At 38.3% G+C, this 18,621-nt stretch carries 25 protein-coding genes; 21 read left to right on the top strand and 4 right to left on the bottom strand.

Translation table 11 applies throughout. The features are described 5' to 3' along the window. Positions 1 to 10 precede the first annotated feature (10 nt). The 15 genes from rplR (at position 11) to HMPREF0634_RS09090 (ending at position 9,504) form a co-directional block, all read left to right on the top strand. Positions 11 to 379 carry a 50S ribosomal protein L18 gene (gene rplR, locus HMPREF0634_RS09160; protein ID WP_007791381.1) on the top strand — a complete coding sequence of 123 codons (369 nt, stop codon included), beginning with the start codon at positions 11 to 13 and terminating at the stop codon, positions 377 to 379. 20 nt (positions 380 to 399) lie between these two features. Then, positions 400 to 909, top strand: a complete 510-nt coding sequence (gene rpsE, locus HMPREF0634_RS09155; protein WP_007791439.1) for a 30S ribosomal protein S5 — start codon at positions 400 to 402, stop codon at positions 907 to 909. Positions 910 to 924: 15 nt separating this feature from the next. Continuing rightward, positions 925 to 1,110, top strand: coding sequence for a 50S ribosomal protein L30 (gene rpmD / locus HMPREF0634_RS09150; protein WP_002844211.1), 186 nt, complete (start codon positions 925 to 927; stop codon positions 1,108 to 1,110). Between the two features lie 31 nt (positions 1,111 to 1,141). Further along, a complete protein-coding gene (rplO, locus tag HMPREF0634_RS09145; RefSeq protein WP_007791405.1) occupies positions 1,142 to 1,585 on the top strand; it encodes a 50S ribosomal protein L15 in 444 nt (147 codons plus the stop codon). 29 nt (positions 1,586 to 1,614) lie between these two features. Next, complete coding sequence (gene secY / locus HMPREF0634_RS09140; protein WP_007791583.1) at positions 1,615 to 2,883, top strand: preprotein translocase subunit SecY; 1,269 nt, start codon at positions 1,615 to 1,617, stop codon at positions 2,881 to 2,883. A gap of 17 nt (positions 2,884 to 2,900) precedes the next feature. Beyond that, on the top strand, positions 2,901 to 3,542 hold the full coding sequence (locus tag HMPREF0634_RS09135; protein WP_007791397.1) for an adenylate kinase: 642 nt from the start codon (positions 2,901 to 2,903) through the stop codon (positions 3,540 to 3,542). Between the two features lie 185 nt (positions 3,543 to 3,727). Next, entirely contained in the window at positions 3,728 to 3,997 is a 270-nt protein-coding gene (locus tag HMPREF0634_RS09130) for a KOW domain-containing RNA-binding protein (RefSeq protein ID WP_007791421.1), read from the top strand. A 33-nt stretch (positions 3,998 to 4,030) separates the two neighbouring features. Then, complete coding sequence (infA, locus tag HMPREF0634_RS09125) at positions 4,031 to 4,249, top strand: translation initiation factor IF-1 (protein ID WP_036763153.1); 219 nt, start codon at positions 4,031 to 4,033, stop codon at positions 4,247 to 4,249. A 29-nt stretch (positions 4,250 to 4,278) separates the two neighbouring features. Continuing rightward, positions 4,279 to 4,392: a 50S ribosomal protein L36 gene (gene rpmJ, locus HMPREF0634_RS09120; protein ID WP_002509257.1), complete on the top strand. Its 114-nt coding sequence runs from the start codon at positions 4,279 to 4,281 to the stop codon at positions 4,390 to 4,392. Positions 4,393 to 4,441: 49 nt separating this feature from the next. Further along, positions 4,442 to 4,810 carry a 30S ribosomal protein S13 gene (gene rpsM / locus HMPREF0634_RS09115; protein ID WP_007791376.1) on the top strand — a complete coding sequence of 123 codons (369 nt, stop codon included), beginning with the start codon at positions 4,442 to 4,444 and terminating at the stop codon, positions 4,808 to 4,810. A gap of 27 nt (positions 4,811 to 4,837) precedes the next feature. Beyond that, positions 4,838 to 5,239, top strand: coding sequence for a 30S ribosomal protein S11 (gene rpsK / locus HMPREF0634_RS09110; protein WP_007791581.1), 402 nt, complete (start codon positions 4,838 to 4,840; stop codon positions 5,237 to 5,239). Positions 5,240 to 5,293: 54 nt separating this feature from the next. Then, positions 5,294 to 6,241 (top strand): DNA-directed RNA polymerase subunit alpha, encoded by a 948-nt coding sequence (locus tag HMPREF0634_RS09105; RefSeq protein ID WP_007791400.1) that lies wholly within the window; start codon positions 5,294 to 5,296, stop codon positions 6,239 to 6,241. A 40-nt stretch (positions 6,242 to 6,281) separates the two neighbouring features. Next, entirely contained in the window at positions 6,282 to 6,623 is a 342-nt protein-coding gene (gene rplQ, locus HMPREF0634_RS09100; protein ID WP_007791394.1) for a 50S ribosomal protein L17, read from the top strand. Between the two features lie 204 nt (positions 6,624 to 6,827). Next, complete coding sequence (locus HMPREF0634_RS09095; protein ID WP_007791573.1) at positions 6,828 to 8,069, top strand: SPFH domain-containing protein; 1,242 nt, start codon at positions 6,828 to 6,830, stop codon at positions 8,067 to 8,069. A gap of 13 nt (positions 8,070 to 8,082) precedes the next feature. Beyond that, on the top strand, positions 8,083 to 9,504 hold the full coding sequence (locus HMPREF0634_RS09090; RefSeq protein WP_007791444.1) for a TFIIB-type zinc ribbon-containing protein: 1,422 nt from the start codon (positions 8,083 to 8,085) through the stop codon (positions 9,502 to 9,504). Between the two features lie 25 nt (positions 9,505 to 9,529). On the opposite strand, the gene HMPREF0634_RS09085 is transcribed toward HMPREF0634_RS09090, so the two are convergent. Then, positions 9,530 to 9,970, bottom strand: coding sequence for a phosphate-starvation-inducible PsiE family protein (locus tag HMPREF0634_RS09085; protein ID WP_007791420.1), 441 nt, complete (start codon positions 9,968 to 9,970; stop codon positions 9,530 to 9,532). A 195-nt stretch (positions 9,971 to 10,165) separates the two neighbouring features. Between HMPREF0634_RS09085 and HMPREF0634_RS09080 the strand changes: the two genes are divergently transcribed. Continuing rightward, positions 10,166 to 10,507, top strand: a complete 342-nt coding sequence (locus HMPREF0634_RS09080) for a hypothetical protein (RefSeq protein ID WP_007791557.1) — start codon at positions 10,166 to 10,168, stop codon at positions 10,505 to 10,507. A gap of 65 nt (positions 10,508 to 10,572) precedes the next feature. On the opposite strand, the gene HMPREF0634_RS09075 is transcribed toward HMPREF0634_RS09080, so the two are convergent. Then, positions 10,573 to 11,505, bottom strand: coding sequence for a DMT family transporter (locus tag HMPREF0634_RS09075; protein ID WP_007791546.1), 933 nt, complete (start codon positions 11,503 to 11,505; stop codon positions 10,573 to 10,575). A 17-nt stretch (positions 11,506 to 11,522) separates the two neighbouring features. Next, entirely contained in the window at positions 11,523 to 12,194 is a 672-nt protein-coding gene (locus HMPREF0634_RS09070; protein WP_007791560.1) for a YoaK family protein, read from the bottom strand. Positions 12,195 to 12,482: 288 nt separating this feature from the next. Between HMPREF0634_RS09070 and HMPREF0634_RS09065 the strand changes: the two genes are divergently transcribed. From HMPREF0634_RS09065 to aroD, 5 genes are all read left to right on the top strand, one after another. Continuing rightward, a complete protein-coding gene (locus HMPREF0634_RS09065) occupies positions 12,483 to 13,319 on the top strand; it encodes an energy-coupling factor transporter ATPase (RefSeq protein WP_007791391.1) in 837 nt (278 codons plus the stop codon). Next, positions 13,304 to 14,179, top strand: a complete 876-nt coding sequence (locus HMPREF0634_RS09060; RefSeq protein WP_007791441.1) for an energy-coupling factor transporter ATPase — start codon at positions 13,304 to 13,306, stop codon at positions 14,177 to 14,179. Before HMPREF0634_RS09065 ends, HMPREF0634_RS09060 begins: the two co-directional genes overlap by 16 nt. Next, positions 14,172 to 14,981: an energy-coupling factor transporter transmembrane component T family protein gene (locus tag HMPREF0634_RS09055; protein WP_007791411.1), complete on the top strand. Its 810-nt coding sequence runs from the start codon at positions 14,172 to 14,174 to the stop codon at positions 14,979 to 14,981. The genes HMPREF0634_RS09060 and HMPREF0634_RS09055 overlap by 8 nt, the downstream gene beginning before the upstream one ends. 195 nt (positions 14,982 to 15,176) lie before the next feature. Further along, positions 15,177 to 16,343: a MalY/PatB family protein gene (locus tag HMPREF0634_RS09050; protein ID WP_007791388.1), complete on the top strand. Its 1,167-nt coding sequence runs from the start codon at positions 15,177 to 15,179 to the stop codon at positions 16,341 to 16,343. Beyond that, entirely contained in the window at positions 16,344 to 17,090 is a 747-nt protein-coding gene (gene aroD, locus HMPREF0634_RS09045; RefSeq protein WP_007791568.1) for a type I 3-dehydroquinate dehydratase, read from the top strand. It begins immediately after the preceding gene. Positions 17,091 to 17,158: 68 nt separating this feature from the next. Here aroD and HMPREF0634_RS09040 read toward each other — a convergent pair whose 3' ends face one another. After that, complete coding sequence (locus HMPREF0634_RS09040; protein ID WP_007791417.1) at positions 17,159 to 18,559, bottom strand: YjiH family protein; 1,401 nt, start codon at positions 18,557 to 18,559, stop codon at positions 17,159 to 17,161. Between the last annotated feature and the right edge of the window lie 62 nt (positions 18,560 to 18,621).

Genomic DNA, 18,621 nt, shown 5'->3' with positions numbered 1-18,621 from the left:
AGTGAGTACTTTGTTCAAGAAGATAGATAAGAATGCAAACAGAGTTGCTAGACATAAGAGAGTTAGAAAAAAAGTAACAGGAACAGCTGAAAGACCAAGACTAAGTGTATTCAGAAGTTCTAAGAATATTTATGCTCAGATTATAGATGACGTAAACAGAGTAACACTAGTATCTGCATCATCACTTGATGAAGCTGTTAAGAGTGCTGTTTCATACACAGGAAACAAAGAAGCTGCTAAGAAAGTTGGAGAATTAGTAGCAAAGAAGGCTGCTGAAAAGGGTATAACAGAAGTTGTATTCGATAGAGGTGGTTATATATATCACGGTAGAGTTTTAGAACTAGCTGAAGGTGCAAGAGAAGCTGGTCTTAAGTTCTAATTAATTGAAGGAGGAATAATATGCTACATAGTAAACCTATTGATGCATCTCAATTCGATTTAGAAGAGAGAGTTATAGAAATTAGACGTGTTGCTAAGGTTGTAAAGGGTGGTAGAAACTTTAGATTTGCTGCCTTAGTAGTAGTTGGAGATAGCAATGGTCATGTTGGTATCGGAACTGGTAAGGCTATGGAAGTTCCAGATGCTATCAGAAAGGCAGTTGATGATGCTAAGAAGAATCTTATAACAGTACCTAGAGTAGGAACTACTATACCTCATGAGGTTGTAGGACACTTCGGTGCAGGTAAGATACTTATAATGCCAGCTCAGGAAGGTACAGGAGTCCTAGCAGGTGGTCCTGTAAGAGCCGTACTAGAATTAGCAGGAATTAGCGACGTTAGAGCTAAGTCAACTGGTTCAAACAATCCAAGAAACATGGTTAACGCAACTATGGCCGGATTAAAGGATATAAAGACAGCTGAATCAATTGCAAGATTGAGAGGCAAGAAGGTAGAAGATCTACTAGGATAATAATAGGAGGTTCAAATGTCTAAAATACAGATAAAGTTAGTTAGAAGCGTTATAGGAACTACTCCTAATCAGAGAAAGAACGTTGAAGCTCTTGGACTAAAGAAGAGAGAATCAGTGGTAGTAAAGGAAGATAACGCTCAGATAAGAGGTATGATCAATAAGGTAAGCCACCTTGTTGAAGTAACTGAGATAGCAGAATAATATATACACAAAGAGAAGGAGGTGCAACAGAATGAAGCTACATGAGTTAAAACCTGCCAAAGGAGCTGTAAAGGCTAAGAGAAGATTAGGTAGAGGTACTGCAACAGGTCAGGGTAAGACATCTGGTCGTGGACAGAAGGGTCAGTGGTCAAGATCTGGCGGAGGAGTTAGAGTAGGATTCGAAGGTGGACAGATGCCACTTGCTAGAAGATTACCTAAGAGAGGTTTCACTAACATATTCAAGAAGATTTATTCTGAAGTTAATGTTGAAACATTAAATAAGTTTGAAGCAGGAACAGTAATAAACGCAGAAATGTTAAAGAAGGCTGGAACTATTTCTAAGATAGAAAAGGATGGACTAAAGATACTTGGTAATGGTGCTTTAGACAAGGCCCTTACAGTTCAGGCTGCAAAGTTTACTGCATCAGCAAAAGAAAAAATTGAAAAAGCTGGCGGTAAGGTTGAAGAAGTTTAGTCACTTGAGAGTAAGCGGGGTGATTAGATTTGATTAGTAAAATTAAACAGGCTTTAACAATTAAAGATATCAGAAAGAAATTGCTATTTACATTCTTTATGATAATTGTATTTAGGCTGGGAACAACAATACCAGTCCCAGGTATAAATACATCTGTAATTAAGAATATGGTTGAAAAGAACTCCCTACTAGGACTATACAACATGTTCTCAGGAGGTGCTTTCAGTAACTTCACTATATTTGCTTTGGGAATTGGTCCTTACATTACAGCATCAATCATTATACAGCTTTTAACAGCAGGCTTTGAGAGTTTAAAAGAACTACAGAAGTCTGGTGAAGAAGGTAAGAAGAAGATAAACAAATATACGAGAATGACTACACTAGGTCTTGCGATAATCCAGGCCGTAGGTATCACACTTGGTATAGTTAGGAGTGCCTTGAAGGTAAACAATCCTTTCTTTATATTTACTGTTATCATTACCTTAGTAGCAGCCAGTATGATGGTAATGTGGTTGGGTGATAGGATCACTGAAAAGGGCTTAGGAAATGGTAGTTCAGTCCTAATCTTCATAGGTATCATATCAAGGCTACCTATAGATATAGGTGCTATAGCTCAGAGGGTTAACATTGGTTTATTAAAGTGGCCAGCAATAACAATATTTATAGTGGTTGTTCTAATTACTATAACAGGTGTAACATTCATAAATGAGTCGACAAGAAAGATACCAGTTCAATATGCAAAGAGAGTAGTAGGAAGAAAGATGTACGGAGGTGAATCTTCTCATATACCAATGAAGGTTAACCAGTCAGGTGTAATGCCAATAATCTTCGCTAGCTCAATATTAGCCCTACCACAGACAATAGCGTTATTGGGTGGATCAAAGATGCAGGCAGCAGTTAATGCATTCTTTAATCTGTCAACTGATAAGGGATTCTGGACATATAGAATTATAGAAATAGTACTAATCGTATTATTCTCATACTTCTATAATACAATTTCTTTCAATACGGAAGATATCACAAAAAATATGAAGAATAGTGGTGGTTTTATTCCGGGTATTAGACCAGGAAAGCCAACTGAGAACTATCTAGGTGGAATACTTTCAAAGTTAACTATTGTAGGTGCAGCTTTCTTAGGCTTAATGGCGATGATACCAGCATTAATGACCCACTACATGCAGATACCGATGAATTTTGGTGGTACATCACTATTGATCATCGTTGGTGTTGCATTGGAGCTTAAGAGACAGTTAGAATCAAATCTTGTAATGAAGAATTATCAAGGTTTCCTAAAATAATTTTGGAGATGATAAATATGAAAATAATATTACTTGGACCTCCTGGTGCTGGCAAGGGTACTCAGGCTGCTAACATAGTTGACAGCTACAAGATACCTCATATATCAACAGGAGATATATTTAGAAAGAATATAAAAGAAGGAACAGAGCTTGGTAAAAAGGCTCAGGAATACATGAATGAAGGAAAGTTAGTTCCGGATGAATTAACTTGTGGACTAGTAGCATCAAGACTTTCAGAAGCTGATTGTAAGGATGGATTTATGTTGGACGGTTTCCCAAGAAACATCTTTCAGGCTGAATACCTAGACAAGTATTTAAGCGAAAATAATATAAGCCTGGACAAGGTAATTAACATAGAAGTTGATCATAAACTTTTGGTTGAAAGAGCTTGCGGAAGAAGAATCTGTAAGACTTGTGGGGCAACTTACCATGTTAAGTTTAATCCAAGTAAGGAAGAGGGCGTTTGTGATTCTTGTCATACTAATCTTACTCAGAGACCAGATGACAATGAAGAGACAGTTTCTCACAGAATAGACGTTTATTTATCTGAAACAAAGCCTCTAGTAGATTACTATACTAAACAGAATGTAATAGCTAATATAGAAGGCAATCAGGATATAGATAAGGTTTTTGAAGATATAAAAGCTGCATTAGCTTAGTAAAACCAATTGGCTCTTGAGAATTATGATTTTATAACCCATCGCAAAAGGATTCGGGAAACAAGTTTGTTGGCCCTGTTTGAAGACGATAGGGTTGCTATGGAAGTAACATTGCAAGCTTTTATAGCAAATGTTCCGAAAGAGCATAAGATAGGACTTCACTAACCGATAAGGAGGGGTGTTGTATGCTATCAGAAAACTTAAGTTTAGGCCAATTAGTCAAGGCTTCCTGTGGAAGGGACGAGGGGAGGTACTTCTTTATAGTAAAGATAGTAGATGAATCCTTCGTTTTGATTTCGGACGGAAAGAGCAGGAAGCTAGACAAGCCAAAGCTTAAAAAAATCAAGCATTTAAAGGTTGAAAAGTACATCAACAAAGAAATAAAAATGTTGTTGCAAAACGGAGATAAAATAACAGATTCTTATATAAGAGCAGAGTTAAATAAGTTAAAATAAACTTAACTTGTGAAATGGAGGTTTGGTTAGTTAATGGCCAAAAAGGATGTAATTGAATTAGAAGGTACAGTTTCTGAAACTCTACCAAACGCAATGTTTAAAGTTAAATTAGATAATGGACATGAGGTTTTATGTCACATATCAGGAAAGCTAAGAATGAACTTCATAAGGATTCTCGAAGGAGATAAGGTGAATATAGAGCTTTCCCCTTATGATCTTACGAGAGGAAGAATTACTTGGCGTAAGAAGTAGGCTATTTATAGTCTGAGGAGGGACAAATAATGAAGGTTAGACCATCTGTTAAACCTATATGCGAAAAGTGTAAGGTTATAAAGAGAAAAGGAAAAGTAATGGTAATCTGTGAAAACCCTAAGCATAAGCAGAAGCAGGGCTAAGAATTACCAAAGTTTTGGAAATACATAATAATATGTAGGAGGTGCGAATATGGCAAGAATAGCTGGTGTAGACTTACCTAGAGAAAAAAGAGCAGAAATTGGCTTGACATATATATATGGTATAGGTAGAGCTACTTCAAATGAAATATTAGCTAAAGCTGGTATAAACCCAGATACAAGAATAAAGGAACTATCTGAGGACCAGGTAAACGAGCTTAGAAGAATAATAGACGAAGACCATCTAGTTGAAGGTGATTTGAGAAGAGAGATTGCTCTAAACATCAAGAGACTAAGAGATATTAAATGCTACAGAGGTATTAGACATGCTAAGGGCTTACCTCTAAGAGGACAGAAGACTAAGACTAATGCTAGAACTAGAAAGGGTCCTAGAAAGACTGTATCTCGTAAGAAGAAATAAATAAAGTAGAGAAGGAGGTAAGTATAAATGGCAAAAGGTAACAAGAAAGTAGTTCAGCGTGTAAGAAGAAGAGAACGTAAGAATATAGAACGTGGACATGCACATATTCAGTCTACTTTTAATAATACAATAGTAACATTGACAGATGTACACGGAAATGCAATTTCTTGGGCATCTTCAGGACAGTTAGGTTTTAAGGGATCTAGAAAGGCTACTCCATATGCTTCTCAGATGGCAGCAGAAACTGCAGCGAAAGCAGCTATGGAACATGGTCTAAAGACTGTAGAAGTATTTGTTAAGGGTCCTGGTTCTGGTAGAGAAGCAGCAATTAGGGCTTTACAGGCAACTGGTCTTGAAGTTACAATGATTAAGGATGTTACTCCAATACCACACAATGGTTGCAGACCACCAAAGAGAAGAAGAGTGTAGTATTGAGGTTAATTTCACCCTCAGTGGACCAATATTTGTATAGGGGGTTTATCCATGATAGAAATAGAAAAGCCAAAAGTTGATATTGTCGAGTTGAGCGAAGATTATAGATATGGCAAATTTGTTGTTGAACCATTGGAAAGAGGATTTGGTATTACTATAGGTAATGCACTTAGAAGAATACTTTTATCATCTCTTCCAGGGGTAGCAGTTTATGCTGTGAGAATTGATGGAGTCCTTCATGAGTTCTCAACAGTACCTGGTGTAAAAGAAGATGTAACTGAGATGATTCTTTCCTTGAAAGAACTATCAGCGACAATCGATGGTGAGGAATCTAAAGTATTAAAGATTCAGGCAGTAGGACCTTGCGAGGTGACTGGAGCAGATATTATATGTCCTCCAGAAGTTGAAATTGTTAGCAAAGACCTTCATATAGCTACTTTGGATGAAAATGCCAAGTTGAATATGGAAATTCATGTTAACAAGGGTAGGGGATATGTATCTGCTGAAGAAAACAAGAATGATAGTATGCCGATTGGTACATTACCTGTAGACTCAATCTATACTCCGATTGAAAAGGTGAGCTACCATGTTGAAAATACTAGAGTTGGACAGAAGACAGATTTCGATAAACTGACACTTGAAGTTTTGACAAATGGAAGTATTAATCCTCAGGAAGGAATGTCTCTAGCTGCGAAAGTACTAGAAGAACATTTAAAATTGTTTATTGACTTGTCAGAGCATATAGGCAATGTTGAAATAATGGTAGAAAAAGAAGAGGACAAGAAAGAAAAAGTCCTTGAAATGACTATAGAAGAGTTAGACTTGTCAGTTAGGTCATACAACTGCTTGAAGAGGGCAGGTATCAACACTGTTGAAGAACTATCAAACAAGTCTGAAGAAGATATGATGAAGGTTAGAAACTTAGGTAAGAAATCTCTTGAAGAGGTAATTCAGAAGCTTAATGAATTAGACCTAAAGTTAAAGCCTAACGAAGAATAATAATTTATTTGTTCAAAAATCACGTAAAGGAGGGACATAGATGGCAACTTACCGTAAATTAGGACGTGAAACTGCTCACAGAAACTTAATGTTAAGAAACCTTGTGACTAGTTTACTAAGAGAGGGAAGAATAGAAACTACAGTTACTAGAGCAAAAGAAACTAGAAGAATGGCTGAAAAGATGATAACTCTTGCAAAGAGAGGAGATCTTCACGCTAGAAGACAGGTTCTTGCTTATGTAATAGATGAAACAGTAGTTAGTGACTTATTCGAAAATATAGCACCAAAGTATGCTGAAAGAAATGGTGGATATACAAGAATAATAAAGAAGGGACCAAGAAGAGGCGATGCTGCTGAAATGGCATTCATCGAATTAGTATAGGTCTAAGAGATAAATATACCAGGGTTGTAGTTTAGCTTACTAAATTACTTCCCTGGTTTTTTTATTTATAATTGATAATGCTATAAGACCACTTTGTATATTCAAATAATATTTGGGTTAGAGTTTTCAAAGCTATATGATATAATATATATATAAATATGAAAGTAATCTAAACTTAGTATAGAAATAATAAGGAGGTTTAATATGGGATTTATACAAGCAATTAAGGGGGCAGTAGGAGGAACTTTGGCAGACCAGTGGCAAGATTTTTATGGTCCTATGACAGGAGTATCCCCAACAGCAGCAATATTTCCAGGTATTCCTATGGGAACTAACAGGGGTAGAGGTGAAAATTACAAGGGAAATGCAAATGTAATATCTAATGGCAGCAAGATAATAGTGCCTGAGGGGACAGCCCTGATAACTGTCCAGGAGGGAGCTGTTACTGGTATTATAACTGAGCCAGGTGGATATATTTACAACAATCAGGATATAAACTCAAAGTCTATATTTGCAGGTGATGGATTTATAGATTCCCTGGTTAAATCATCTTGGGAAAAGTTTAAATTTGGTGGCATACCGGCAGCCAACCAGTTGGTATTCTATGTTAATCTTAAGGAAATACCTAACAACAAGTTTGGTACCCAGTCTGAAATATATTGGGATGATGCCTTCTTTGGTACGCAGGTAGGGGCTCTTACAAGGGGAACTTATAGTCTTAGAATTATAGACCCTATCCTATTTGTAAAGAACTTTGTTCCAGTAAAATACCTGACTACAGGTGGGGATATATTTGATTTCCAAGATATGGATAATGACGCTTCTGAGCAGTTGTTTAATGAAGTGGTATCAAGCCTATCAGCAGCATTCTCATTATATACAAATGACCCTGGCAAGGGCAACCGTATTTCAAGGATCCAGTCAGACCAGATTGGTTTTGCCCAGTCTTTGTCAAGTGCTGTAGAAGAAGGCTATCAGTGGAAGTCTACAAGGGGTCTAGAAATCGTAAAGACAGCAATTGTATCAATAGAATATGATGAAGATACTAAGCAACTAATGAAGGATGTTAAGGCAGCAGATGCCCTAGCAGGAAGCAGGGGAGATTCATTTATGAAACAGTCTGTAGCCAGGGGTATCCAGGCGGCTGGCGAAAATGGAGGAGGAGATGGTATAGCCTTTATGGGTATGGGCATGAATGCAGCCATGAATACTATGAATGCTATGGGTCAATCCAATAATCCTAACTCATATCAGCCTAACTTCAGTCAAAATCAACAGGCTATGAACCAACAACCTATCAACCAACAGCCTGTGAATAATCAGCAGGCAGAACAGCCGCCAGTAGATCCTACTACTAAGTTGATAGAAATGAAAAAATTATTGGATGCAGGTGTAATAACGGAAGAAGAATTTAAGAAAATAAGGTTTGATTTACTAGGCATATAGTGGGGTTTTAGTCATGGGAGAAAGTATAAATAAGGCGAATACAATCGCCGGTAATGATGGCCAAAACAAGTGTCCCAAGTGTGGTGCTACAGATATAAGTGTAAATCCCAAGACAGGCAAATTGAGGTGTAACTTCTGTAGGTTTGAGTTTGAACCAGACCTAGTAGAAAATAGGAAGGCCCAAGACCTAGAAGGGATAGAGATAGGGGCAGGGGCCAGTAAAATTGAAGAAGATAGCCAGGATATAGTAACTTTAAAGTGCCAGTCATGTGGAGCTGAAGTAGTTATAGACACAGCCTCGTCTACCCAGGCCAGGTGCCATTGGTGTAGGAACACACTTTCTATAAATAACCAGATAGCCAACGGGGCGGTCCCGGATGTAATCCTACCATTTAAGGTTACTAAGGAAGAAGCAAGAGATAGAATAGCAGGCTTTGTAGGTAGGAGAAAGTTTTTTGCCCACCCTAGGTTTAGGAAGGAATTTACAACTGAAAATATAAGTGGTGTATACTTACCTTATATGATAGTTGACATGAAGGCCCATGTGGACCTAAGGGGCGTTGGTGAAGAGACTATATGTGAATATACAATTGGGTCTGACGACAACAAGAAGGTAGTATATGATGTAGATGTATATAATGTGTCCAGGAGCTTTGATATAGAGATTGATGACCTGACTATAGAGTCTAGCTCAGACAAGCTAGACCAATCTAACAGGCGCAAGACCAACAACATTATAAATTCCATAATGCCTTTTGATACAGATAATGTGGTCAAGTATAATTCAAACTACCTAAGAGGCTACACATCTGAGAAGAGGGATACCAATGTAGAAGACCTAAATGACATATCTAGGATACAGGGGTCTGATATAGCCAGGTATTCAGCCAACTCAAGTTTAAAAAAATATGACAGGGGTGTCAGGTGGGACCAGGAAAAATTTGATATAAGTGGCCAGTCCTGGACTGCCGCCTACCTACCAGTATGGCTATACTCCTATATGGAGAAAAAGGGTAGTGAAAATATCCTCCACTATGTTGCAGTAAATGCCAGAACCAAGGAGACTATGGGAAGTGTACCTATAAATATGGGCAGACTTATATTTATATCAGCTATAGTTGAGCTATTTGGTATACTAATAGCCTTTCTCCTATCCATGAATCCAAATAGGGATTCTGACTATGTTTGGGTATTCTACCTATTAGGATTTATATTCTTTATAATCAAGTATTTGAGGTATAGAAATTCAAATGCAAGACATACCTATGAGCGAGAAACCCAATACAATATAAAAAATATGGAGACGAGCGACCAGAAGGTTAGGACTATGCATAGGGTCGATTCAAGTTCAATGGCCGAAGCCAATAATAATCTAATCAGGGGTAAAAGGTCTAGCTTTAGCTTAGATGATTTTAAGAATATGGTTGGTAAATAGATATAAAAAGAAGACTAGTCTTTGGCTAGTCTTCTTCATCGTCATCATCTTTAAAATTAGAGGATATGTCATTCTTTTTGCTAATCAAGTATCTCTGGATTAGGAATAAAAGACCTATTGATACTACACCTAAAATAATATCTACCATACCGTGGTCCTTTGGTAAAAGGAGCATCTTTCTAGCTATACCGTATAGAAGGACTTCTAGTAGGGCTGAGTGTTTGTGTAGGGCAAGCATTATGGCTATCTCCACACCTATAACTAAAAGTAATATTTGGGCAAAAATATAATTCAATTGCGAATAGTCTATAGGTTTGCTAAAATTGATTATATAAGTAGTAAAAATGATCCTAAGAGTATCAAATATGCCTAGAAAAACAGAAACTATAAGTATAAATGCTAGTAGGTATTCTAGGACAAAAGAAATAAACAGGATTGGTTTCTTTGCATCTTCTTTTTTTATCATAAATTCCTCCTGTAAATATAATACAACTATTATAACACAGGATAACCTATAAAAAATATAGAAAAATTAAAAAATGCATAAGAAAAGTAATAAAAATAGAAGATAATTAGGAAAAGAAAATAAATTTTAGGTTTTTGATTAATAAAAATTGAAAAAGAAACAAAAAATATCCCGAGTATAAATATGGAGGTAGCTATGTCTTTAGAAGAACAAAATGAAAATAAAAATCTAGAACACTTGGATAAGGAAGCCCTTAAACTTGAATCTGGGTTAGAATTTGAAAATGGGGAATTCCTACTTGTGGGAGATGATGGAGGTCAGATGAGTCCAGAAGAAAAAGAGGCTCTAGAGCGTAGAAAAAAGGATGCTTTTTTGACTTTGGGTCTATTTAGTATTTTGGAGCTCGTGCTTATCTCCTTCCTAAATAGAAGGGGTATTATTCCCCATACCCTACCTGCTTTTGTTGTTACTGTAGTTATAGGTTTTATAATATTTGCTATAGTCATAAAGGTCCTAGAAAAGTACTTTAAACTTTAAGCCTAGATAAACAACTAATAAGGGCCACCCAACTCACGATACTGTGAAAAAGGGTGGCCCTTAGCTTATACAGAATGTCTCAGTACACGGACACTTAAAATTTTCTTGATATCAACCTCCAGGGCTATAACTGAAGATATAATAATTATAGCTCCCAAGATCTGGATAGACTTCATTACTTCACTGAAGACAAAGAAGGCTATAACACTAGCAAAAACTGGTTCCATTGCTGACATCATACTTGGTAGAGAAGTTCCAATATACTTTGTAGACTTGACATAAAGCGATATGGCTACAAAGGTACATAGGATACCTATAATCAAGAGGTTGGCAACGTAAAACACTGGTCTGTCAGACCCGGCTACCTTGCCAGCTATGTCCCCTATATCTACGAAAAAGGCTAGACATATGGTAGCAGCCCAAAACCCATATAATAGGAGGCTGTCCTTGGATACCTTGTGTTCGACAAATCTCGGTAGGACAATTTGTAGGGAAAAAGTCATGCCATTTAGGATTCCTGCAAGGACACCAATAATATTTAACTGGGCTCCCCTGGCTGAAAATATATCTATAATACACATACAGCCGATTAGACAGAGTAGCATAATAACCAGTTTTTTACTACTGATTGTATCACCAAAGAATATTTTTCCAAATAGGGTTGCCCAAATTGGATTTGAAAACATTAGGATAGTTGCAACGCTAATAGGTATATTGTCTACAGATAGGCTATAGAAGGACATACCTATGGCAAAGCATAAAATCCCGTAAAAACAGGCAAAAATCAAGCCCTTGACTGGTAGTCGAAAGGCAGACCTGTTTGTGAAAAATAAAAAAATTGTAAGCATAATTGCAGCAGATAGGGCTCTTATAAAAGATATGTCTACAGAACGCAGGCTAATCTGGTTGAGAACCCTGCTAGACACCCCCATATAACCCCATAAAAGTGTGGCCAGCATCATCATAGATACGCCGACCTTTTTACTTGTTGATCTCATTTATTAACTCCTTAATCTCAAAAAATATCTCTAACCTCTTTTTGGAACATCATCAAAAATGCCACTAAAAGAAGTAGGGCTACCAACCATATTGATGCCAATCCAATAAGATCAGCCATTAGGGCACCGATAGCAGCTCCAAATGAAAATACTAATATTATAAAAAAGTAGTAGAAACTTTTTCTGCGAAGGTCCTTATCACCTGTAGTATGGTACTTGCATAAAAGCGTTGTAGCACTTTTCAGGTTGCCAGTGCACATAGTAGTAGCATAGGTATTGCCGTGGAATTTGCTAAAGGCTATTACCTGTATACCGCAGACAAAAGATATCATCATATTTGCTGGACTATCATACTCGTTGGATAAAAATCCGATGGCTACCACAAACAAGATCTCTATAGCCAGGACAATCTGACGCCAATGGATCCTTTTGGCGTTCTTATAGGCTAGCTGGATTTTTTGACATAGGTAGACACCCAGAGCAAAAGTTATGATAGGTAGTATATACTTAAGTGCATTGTGGAAATTGGCTTCAGCCAGGCTCTGGCCCAATAGGACTATATTTCCCGTTTGAGCATTGGCAAAGACCTTGCCCCTGCATATATAGGAATAGGCATCCATAAAACCACCTGCTAGTGACAGGAATATTCCAATACGCACTGATTCAGACATTTGTTTACTAGATTTCATTGCTTCACCTCCTAGTAAGACAGCAAGTATATTTTACCACAAATTCCAATATCTAAACGCCAAAGATAGAAAAAAATTTGGATATTTGATATAATAAGTTGTCAAATACTAGGCGAAAATCATATATATACTGGGTATACTAATTTTAATGATACCAGGTGATGGCAAAGCACTTTAAATTAAGGGTACAAATTATGATTTGACTGATAGAAAATATAGATAGGGCGTAATTATTGGCCTAATATGTGATATAATGATTAGATAGGTGTGCGTATTGTGGAGGAACGAATGGAAAATATAATAAAAGTCGATAACTTAATATTTGAATATACAAGTGATGAAACCACTTATCGTGCCATAGATGACTTTAATCTAGATATCAAGAAGGGGGAATTCGTGGCCATTATAGGTCACAATGGCTCAGGTAAGTCAACCCTGTCCAAGAACCTAAATGCCATCTTGGTGCCAACTAGTGGAGATATAAATATAAAGGGTATGAATACCAAGGACGAAAAATACCTATGGGATATAAGGCAGACTGCAGGTATGGTATTTCAGAACCCTGACAACCAGATTGTAGCGACTATAGTTGAAGAGGATGTAGCCTTCGGTTGTGAAAACCTTGGGATACCTTCAGAAGAAATCAGGTTAAGGGTAGATGAAGCCCTAAAAAATGTAGATATGTACGATTTGAGGGAGAGGCAACCCCACCTCCTATCAGGGGGCCAAAAGCAGAGGGTAGCCATAGCAGGTATAATAGCTATGAGACCGGAGTGCATAATCTTTGACGAGGCTACTGCCATGCTAGACCCTTCTGGCAGGCAGGAGGTTATGAATACAATAAAGAGATTAAACAAGGAATACAATATAACAGTCTTACATATTACCCACTTTATGGAAGAAGCTGTAGAGGCTGACAGGGTAATAGTAATGGAAAAGGGAAAATTGGCCCTAGAGGGGACTCCTAGGGAGGTATTTTCCAATGTGGCCAGGCTAAAGGAAATAGGTCTAGATGTACCATATATGACTGAACTAGCCCACCTATTAAAGGAGGATGGACTAGATATCAGGGATAATATACTGACTGTTGATGAAATGGTGGGTGAACTATGTCAATTAAGGTAGAGAATTTAACATACATTTATGATGAGGGTATGCCTTTTGAGCATAGGGCCCTGGATGATGTCAGTTTTGAAATACAGGACAGGGACTTTGTAGGCCTTATAGGTCACACAGGTTCAGGTAAGTCTACCCTTATACAACATTTAAATGGCTTGATGAAGCCTAGCAGTGGAAAAATATATATTAACGGTTTTGATATTACCCAAAAGGACCAGAACCTTACAGATATAAGAAAGAGGGTTGGGATAGTATTCCAGTACGCTGAATACCAATTATTTGAAGAGACTGTAGCTAGGGACATAGCCTTTGGCCCCCAAAACCTAGGCCTAGATGAGGAAGAGGTAGACAGGAGGGTCAGAAAGGCCATGGCAGATGTAGGCCTAGACTATGATCATTTCTCAGAAAAGTCGCCATTCGAGCTATCGGGTGGACAAAAACGTAGGGTAGCTATAGCAGGAGTTATAGCTATGCATCCAGAGGTATTAATCCTAGATGAGCCTACAGCCGGTCTAGATCCTGGTGGTAGGGATGAAATCTTTGAACTTATAAAGGATCTCCATGCCAACAACGATATGACCGTAATCCTTTCATCTCACAGTATGGACGACATGGCCAAGCTGGTAAATACCCTAATGGTAATGAATAAGGGTAGGCTTGAAATCATGGGGTCACCTAGGGAGGTATTTAAGGAGAATGCAGACAGGCTAAGGGGTATGGGATTAAACATACCACAGGTCCTAGAACTGGCCATCAAGCTAAAGGAAGCAGGTTACGATGTAAGGACGGATGTAATAACTATAGAAGAAGTAAGAACAGAGATAAAGAGATGTCTATTGGAAAAGGGAGGGTCTACAAATGCTTAAAGATATAACACTTGGGCAGTTTTACCCTGTAAAATCTCCCATACATTCACTAGATGCCAGGACCAAATTATTGGGAACCCTATTATTCATGGTTGCTATATTTGTAGTCAACCAGTTTTATCCATATGCATTTATGTTTTTATTGATATATGTGGTATCCAGGATGGCAAATATACCTATCAAGTATATAGCCAAGGGTATAAAGCCACTTAGGTGGATTATCCTCTTCACCTTTGTAATAAACATCTTCTTTATCAAGGGTGGAGACCTCTTGTTTGCCCTGGGCTTTATGAAGATATATGCAAATGGTATTAGGACGGCAATTTTTATGGCCTTTAGGCTAGTGCTATTGGTAGCAGGTACGTCTATATTGACCCTGACTACATCACCTATATCCTTGACTGATGGTATAGAAAATGCCTGTGCACCACTTAAGAAGTTTGATTTCCCAGCCCATGAACTGGCTATGATGATGACTATAGCCTTGAGATTTATACCTACTTTGCTGGATGAAACAGATAAGATAATGAAGGCCCAGATGTCTAGAGGGGCTGATTTTGAGAGCAAGAACATAATATCAAGGGCCAAAAATATGGTTCCCCTATTGATACCCCTATTCGTATCTGCCTTTAGGAGGGCTGATGAATTGGCCTGGGCTATGGAGGCTAGGTGCTACCGTGGAGGAGACAATAGGACCAAGATGAAGCAGAGCCTCTTAGGAAAGAGTGATTATATGGCAGACTTTGTCATGGTTGCCTTTTTGCTACTGATGATAGGTTCAAGATTTATAAAATTAATATAATGGATTGAGTGCAAGCTAGATTAGTAGGACCCCTATTCAAATACGATAAGGGGTCTTTTACTATGAGCTTAGATAAAGCCAGGGTCATATGCTATAATAGGACTATAAAGGTAATAGGACTATAAAGTTAATAAAGAAAATAAGATAATGAAAGATAAAAAGACCATAAGATAATATATATTAGGAGGTAGGCTGATGACGTTAGTTAAGTATAGGGATAGAAAAAATACAAACTCTGTCAAGTGGGACAATTTAAAAAATATATTTGGTCAGGATAACCTCTTGCCACTCTGGGTAGCAGATATGGACTTTGAGGTACCTACCTGTGTCAAGGAAGCCCTCCACAAGTATGTCGAAGAAGGTGTATTTGGCTATAGCCTACCAGATAGGGGATATGCCAAGACCTTTATAGATTGGGAGTATAAGTACCACGGCTACAAGGTCGATAAGAAGTGGATTAGGTTTGCCCCAGGTGTAGTTCCGGCCATATCCTGGCTAGTAAATGTTCTGACACAAGAGGGTGATCCAGTAATTATTACACCACCTGTCTACTATCCTTTTAAGCAGGTTGTGACCTCTAACAAGAGGACCCTGGTTGAAAGTCACCTGGTAAATATTGATGGCTATTATAGGATAGACTTTGAAGATTTTGAGGAGAAAATACTAGACCAGGGAGTCAAGCTATTTATCCTATGCTCACCCCACAATCCTGTAGCTAGGGTCTGGGATAAGGACGAATTGGTCAGACTCTTAGATATATGTAAAAAACATGGTGTATATGTGATTGCTGATGAAATCCACCAGGACATTATCATAGGTGATAAAATCCAGTATCCAGCGGCAAGTCTAGGTGACTACAGTAAGATTTTGGTGACTCTTACAGCGGCTACTAAGACCTTTAACCTGGCTGCCTGCCAAAACTCTTTTTTAATCATAGAGGATGAGGACATAAGGGCCAGATATGATGCCTTTGCAGAAAAAATTCGCAGTACTTCAGGCAATGCCTTTGGTTATATAGCAGTCCAGGCTGCCTATGAGGGTGGTAGGGGTTGGTTTGAAGAGGTCTTAGGTCTTATAAGGGCCAATTACTCCTTGCTAAAAGAAGGCCTAGCCTTAAGGCTTCCTGAGGCAAGGTTGACCCCATTAGAGGGGACCTACCTGGCTTGGTTAGACCTAGGGGCCTACCTTGGTCCAGATGATATAGAAGATATTATAAAAAATAAGTGTGGTCTGGCAGTTGACTTTGGATCCTGGTTTGGTGGCCAAAAATACGCCGGCTTTATCAGGATAAACCTGGCCACTAGTAGGGAAAATATAGAAATTCTGCTGGATAGGCTGGCACTGATAAGGGAGGATAAATAGATGGCAAAGATAGGTAATATAGTCCTTGGCCAGGGCTTGCCCAAGATATGCATACCCCTGGTTGCAAGGGACGAAGAAGGAATAAATAGGGAACTAGACCTGATGGCAGGCCTAGACTTTGACATAGTTGAATTACGCCTAGACTACTTTGAAGGTCTTGAGGATTATACAAGATTAAAGGACCTGGTGGGACTAATAAAAAACAGGCTAAATAAGCCCCTTATCGTAACTCTTAGAACAAAAAATGAGGGAGGTAATGCAGACTTAAGTGAGGCTGCCTACTTTGACCTCCTTGAAAAAATAATAGAGGATAGGCTGGCTGAGGCTATAGATATTGAATATATGAGAGAACAGGAAAGGGTGGTAAAGCTAGTTGCCTTAGCCAAGGACAAGGGCCTTACGAGTATCCTGTCAAACCATGACTTTGACTCTACACCAGCCAGGGAAGAGATAGTTACTAGGTTAGAGACTATGATAGGAATGGAGGTAGATGTAGCCAAGATAGCCCTGATGCCGACCTGTCCAGAGGATGTATTAAGCCTATTGGGGGCAAGTAGCCAGGTCAAGGCCAAGTATCCAGACCAGGCCCTGATTTGTATATCCATGGGTCACTTGGGGATGATTTCAAGACTGGCAGGCCAGGTATTTGGATCAGATATGACCTTCGCATCAGGTTTAGAAGCATCAGCACCAGGCCAGCTATCTGCTGAAAACCTTAGGAAGCTACTAGAGGTCCTAGCCTTGTAATATCATGAATAAAGAGGAGCTCGTAGATTAAAACCTACAAGCTCCTCTTATAATGCTTAAATTTTAATTTATACTAAGTGAAGAACAAACCTGGCTATTAGGGTTACCAATACTATGGATATAATTGTCCTCTCCAAGAAGATTACGAACAATTCCCAGACCCTAACTGGTATCCTAGTACCAACTATTAGGGCTCCGACCTCACTCATGTAGATCAACTGTGTTACTGATACAGTAGCTACAACGAACCTAGTCAATTCACTAGATATTTCCTTACTAGCTATGATAGATGGAACGAACATATCAGTGAAACCTACCAACATAGTCTTAGATGCAGATACTGCTTCTGGCAACTGGATTAGGTTTAGTAGGGGGGTGAATGGCTTACCTAAAATTTCAAATATTGGAGTATAGTTTGAAAGTATTAGGGCTATTGTACCGAATCCCATAACGACTGGCATTACGCCTATCCACATATCAAGGGCATTTTTAAGGCCGTTCTTAAGGAAATTGCTAAGGCTGGCATTGTGCCTAGCTGTCATGACTGCCTGGTGTAGGGCCCAACTAAAGTAAGTTTCTCCCTCAGGAATACTTTCATCAAGAGCTTCACCACCCTTGTAGTAGTTGTCCTTTTTCCAAGATAGGGGTGGTATTCTAGGAACTATAATAGCGCAGACCACACCTATAAAGCATATAGTCAAGTAGTAAGGCACGAACATATGGGCCATATTTACCTGCTTTAAAACTACTAGACAGAAGGTAATTGATACGGCTGAGAAAGTAGTCGATATAATCGAAGCCTCTCTGGCTGAGTAGTAACCTTCTTCATACTGTTTGGCTGTCAACATTACACCCAGGGTACCATCACCCAACCATGATGTAAAACAGTCGACTGCAGACCTACCTGGTAGGGTAAAGACTGGTCTCATTATCTTGGCTAGCAGAGTTCCTACAAATTCCAATAGACCGAAGTCAAGTAGTAGGGGTAGCAACAAGCCTGCAAATACGAAGATAACTATTAGGGTAGTCAAAAGGTCTCCCAGTATAAAATTACCTGTATCTGATGAAATGATGTACTCAGGTCCCACCTTGAAGTAACTCATTGTTATAAAGATACCTGCCAAGACCCTAGTTATAGTCCAAAAAGTTGTCTGGACAAACAGGTTTTTGGCAAAAGCTGATTTTGGCTTGTAGATATTCAGCTTTGTAAGCAGACTTCCCAAGGCCGATATCAAGACAATTATCAGTATAAGTGTAGGTAGTATGCTACCAATGTTATTTTGTATAAATGATGCTACAAAGGCAATAGGTATAGTTATCTTATCCTGGTTTATCTCAGGGTCATATTCCTTTATAGGCAACATAAAAAGTATAATACCGATTAGCGAGGGTATTACGAATTTCAATATGTCAGAAGGAGTATACTTTTTTCCTGCTGGCAAGTTGGTATTCTTTTGTTCTTCTTGCATTTTGCACCTCTCTTTAATTTATTTTTACAACCAATTATATAATAGAATAATTTTATCAAAAT

Source organism: Peptostreptococcus stomatis DSM 17678 (genome assembly GCF_000147675.1).
GTDB classification, from domain to species: domain Bacteria; phylum Bacillota; class Clostridia; order Peptostreptococcales; family Peptostreptococcaceae; genus Peptostreptococcus; species Peptostreptococcus stomatis.
Note: the sequence above shows the minus strand (reverse complement) of the source record. Positions and strands in the feature narration are given on the sequence as shown.

Coding starts and splice junctions, on each gene's coding strand:
- rpsE (WP_007791439.1), top strand. CDS start 400: ATGCTACATAGTAAACCTATTGATGCATCTCAATTCGATTTAGAAGAG.
- rpmD (WP_002844211.1), top strand. CDS start 925: ATGTCTAAAATACAGATAAAGTTAGTTAGAAGCGTTATAGGAACTACT.
- rplO (WP_007791405.1), top strand. CDS start 1,142: ATGAAGCTACATGAGTTAAAACCTGCCAAAGGAGCTGTAAAGGCTAAG.
- HMPREF0634_RS09135 (WP_007791397.1), top strand. CDS start 2,901: ATGAAAATAATATTACTTGGACCTCCTGGTGCTGGCAAGGGTACTCAG.
- HMPREF0634_RS09130 (WP_007791421.1), top strand. CDS start 3,728: ATGCTATCAGAAAACTTAAGTTTAGGCCAATTAGTCAAGGCTTCCTGT.
- infA (WP_036763153.1), top strand. CDS start 4,031: ATGGCCAAAAAGGATGTAATTGAATTAGAAGGTACAGTTTCTGAAACT.
- rpmJ (WP_002509257.1), top strand. CDS start 4,279: ATGAAGGTTAGACCATCTGTTAAACCTATATGCGAAAAGTGTAAGGTT.
- rpsM (WP_007791376.1), top strand. CDS start 4,442: ATGGCAAGAATAGCTGGTGTAGACTTACCTAGAGAAAAAAGAGCAGAA.
- rpsK (WP_007791581.1), top strand. CDS start 4,838: ATGGCAAAAGGTAACAAGAAAGTAGTTCAGCGTGTAAGAAGAAGAGAA.
- HMPREF0634_RS09105 (WP_007791400.1), top strand. CDS start 5,294: ATGATAGAAATAGAAAAGCCAAAAGTTGATATTGTCGAGTTGAGCGAA.
- rplQ (WP_007791394.1), top strand. CDS start 6,282: ATGGCAACTTACCGTAAATTAGGACGTGAAACTGCTCACAGAAACTTA.
- HMPREF0634_RS09095 (WP_007791573.1), top strand. CDS start 6,828: ATGGGATTTATACAAGCAATTAAGGGGGCAGTAGGAGGAACTTTGGCA.
- HMPREF0634_RS09090 (WP_007791444.1), top strand. CDS start 8,083: ATGGGAGAAAGTATAAATAAGGCGAATACAATCGCCGGTAATGATGGC.
- HMPREF0634_RS09085 (WP_007791420.1), bottom strand. CDS start 9,970: ATGATAAAAAAAGAAGATGCAAAGAAACCAATCCTGTTTATTTCTTTT.
- HMPREF0634_RS09080 (WP_007791557.1), top strand. CDS start 10,166: ATGTCTTTAGAAGAACAAAATGAAAATAAAAATCTAGAACACTTGGAT.
- HMPREF0634_RS09075 (WP_007791546.1), bottom strand. CDS start 11,505: ATGAGATCAACAAGTAAAAAGGTCGGCGTATCTATGATGATGCTGGCC.
- HMPREF0634_RS09070 (WP_007791560.1), bottom strand. CDS start 12,194: ATGAAATCTAGTAAACAAATGTCTGAATCAGTGCGTATTGGAATATTC.
- HMPREF0634_RS09065 (WP_007791391.1), top strand. CDS start 12,483: ATGGAAAATATAATAAAAGTCGATAACTTAATATTTGAATATACAAGT.
- HMPREF0634_RS09060 (WP_007791441.1), top strand. CDS start 13,304: ATGTCAATTAAGGTAGAGAATTTAACATACATTTATGATGAGGGTATG.
- HMPREF0634_RS09055 (WP_007791411.1), top strand. CDS start 14,172: ATGCTTAAAGATATAACACTTGGGCAGTTTTACCCTGTAAAATCTCCC.
- HMPREF0634_RS09050 (WP_007791388.1), top strand. CDS start 15,177: ATGACGTTAGTTAAGTATAGGGATAGAAAAAATACAAACTCTGTCAAG.
- aroD (WP_007791568.1), top strand. CDS start 16,344: ATGGCAAAGATAGGTAATATAGTCCTTGGCCAGGGCTTGCCCAAGATA.
- HMPREF0634_RS09040 (WP_007791417.1), bottom strand. CDS start 18,559: ATGCAAGAAGAACAAAAGAATACCAACTTGCCAGCAGGAAAAAAGTAT.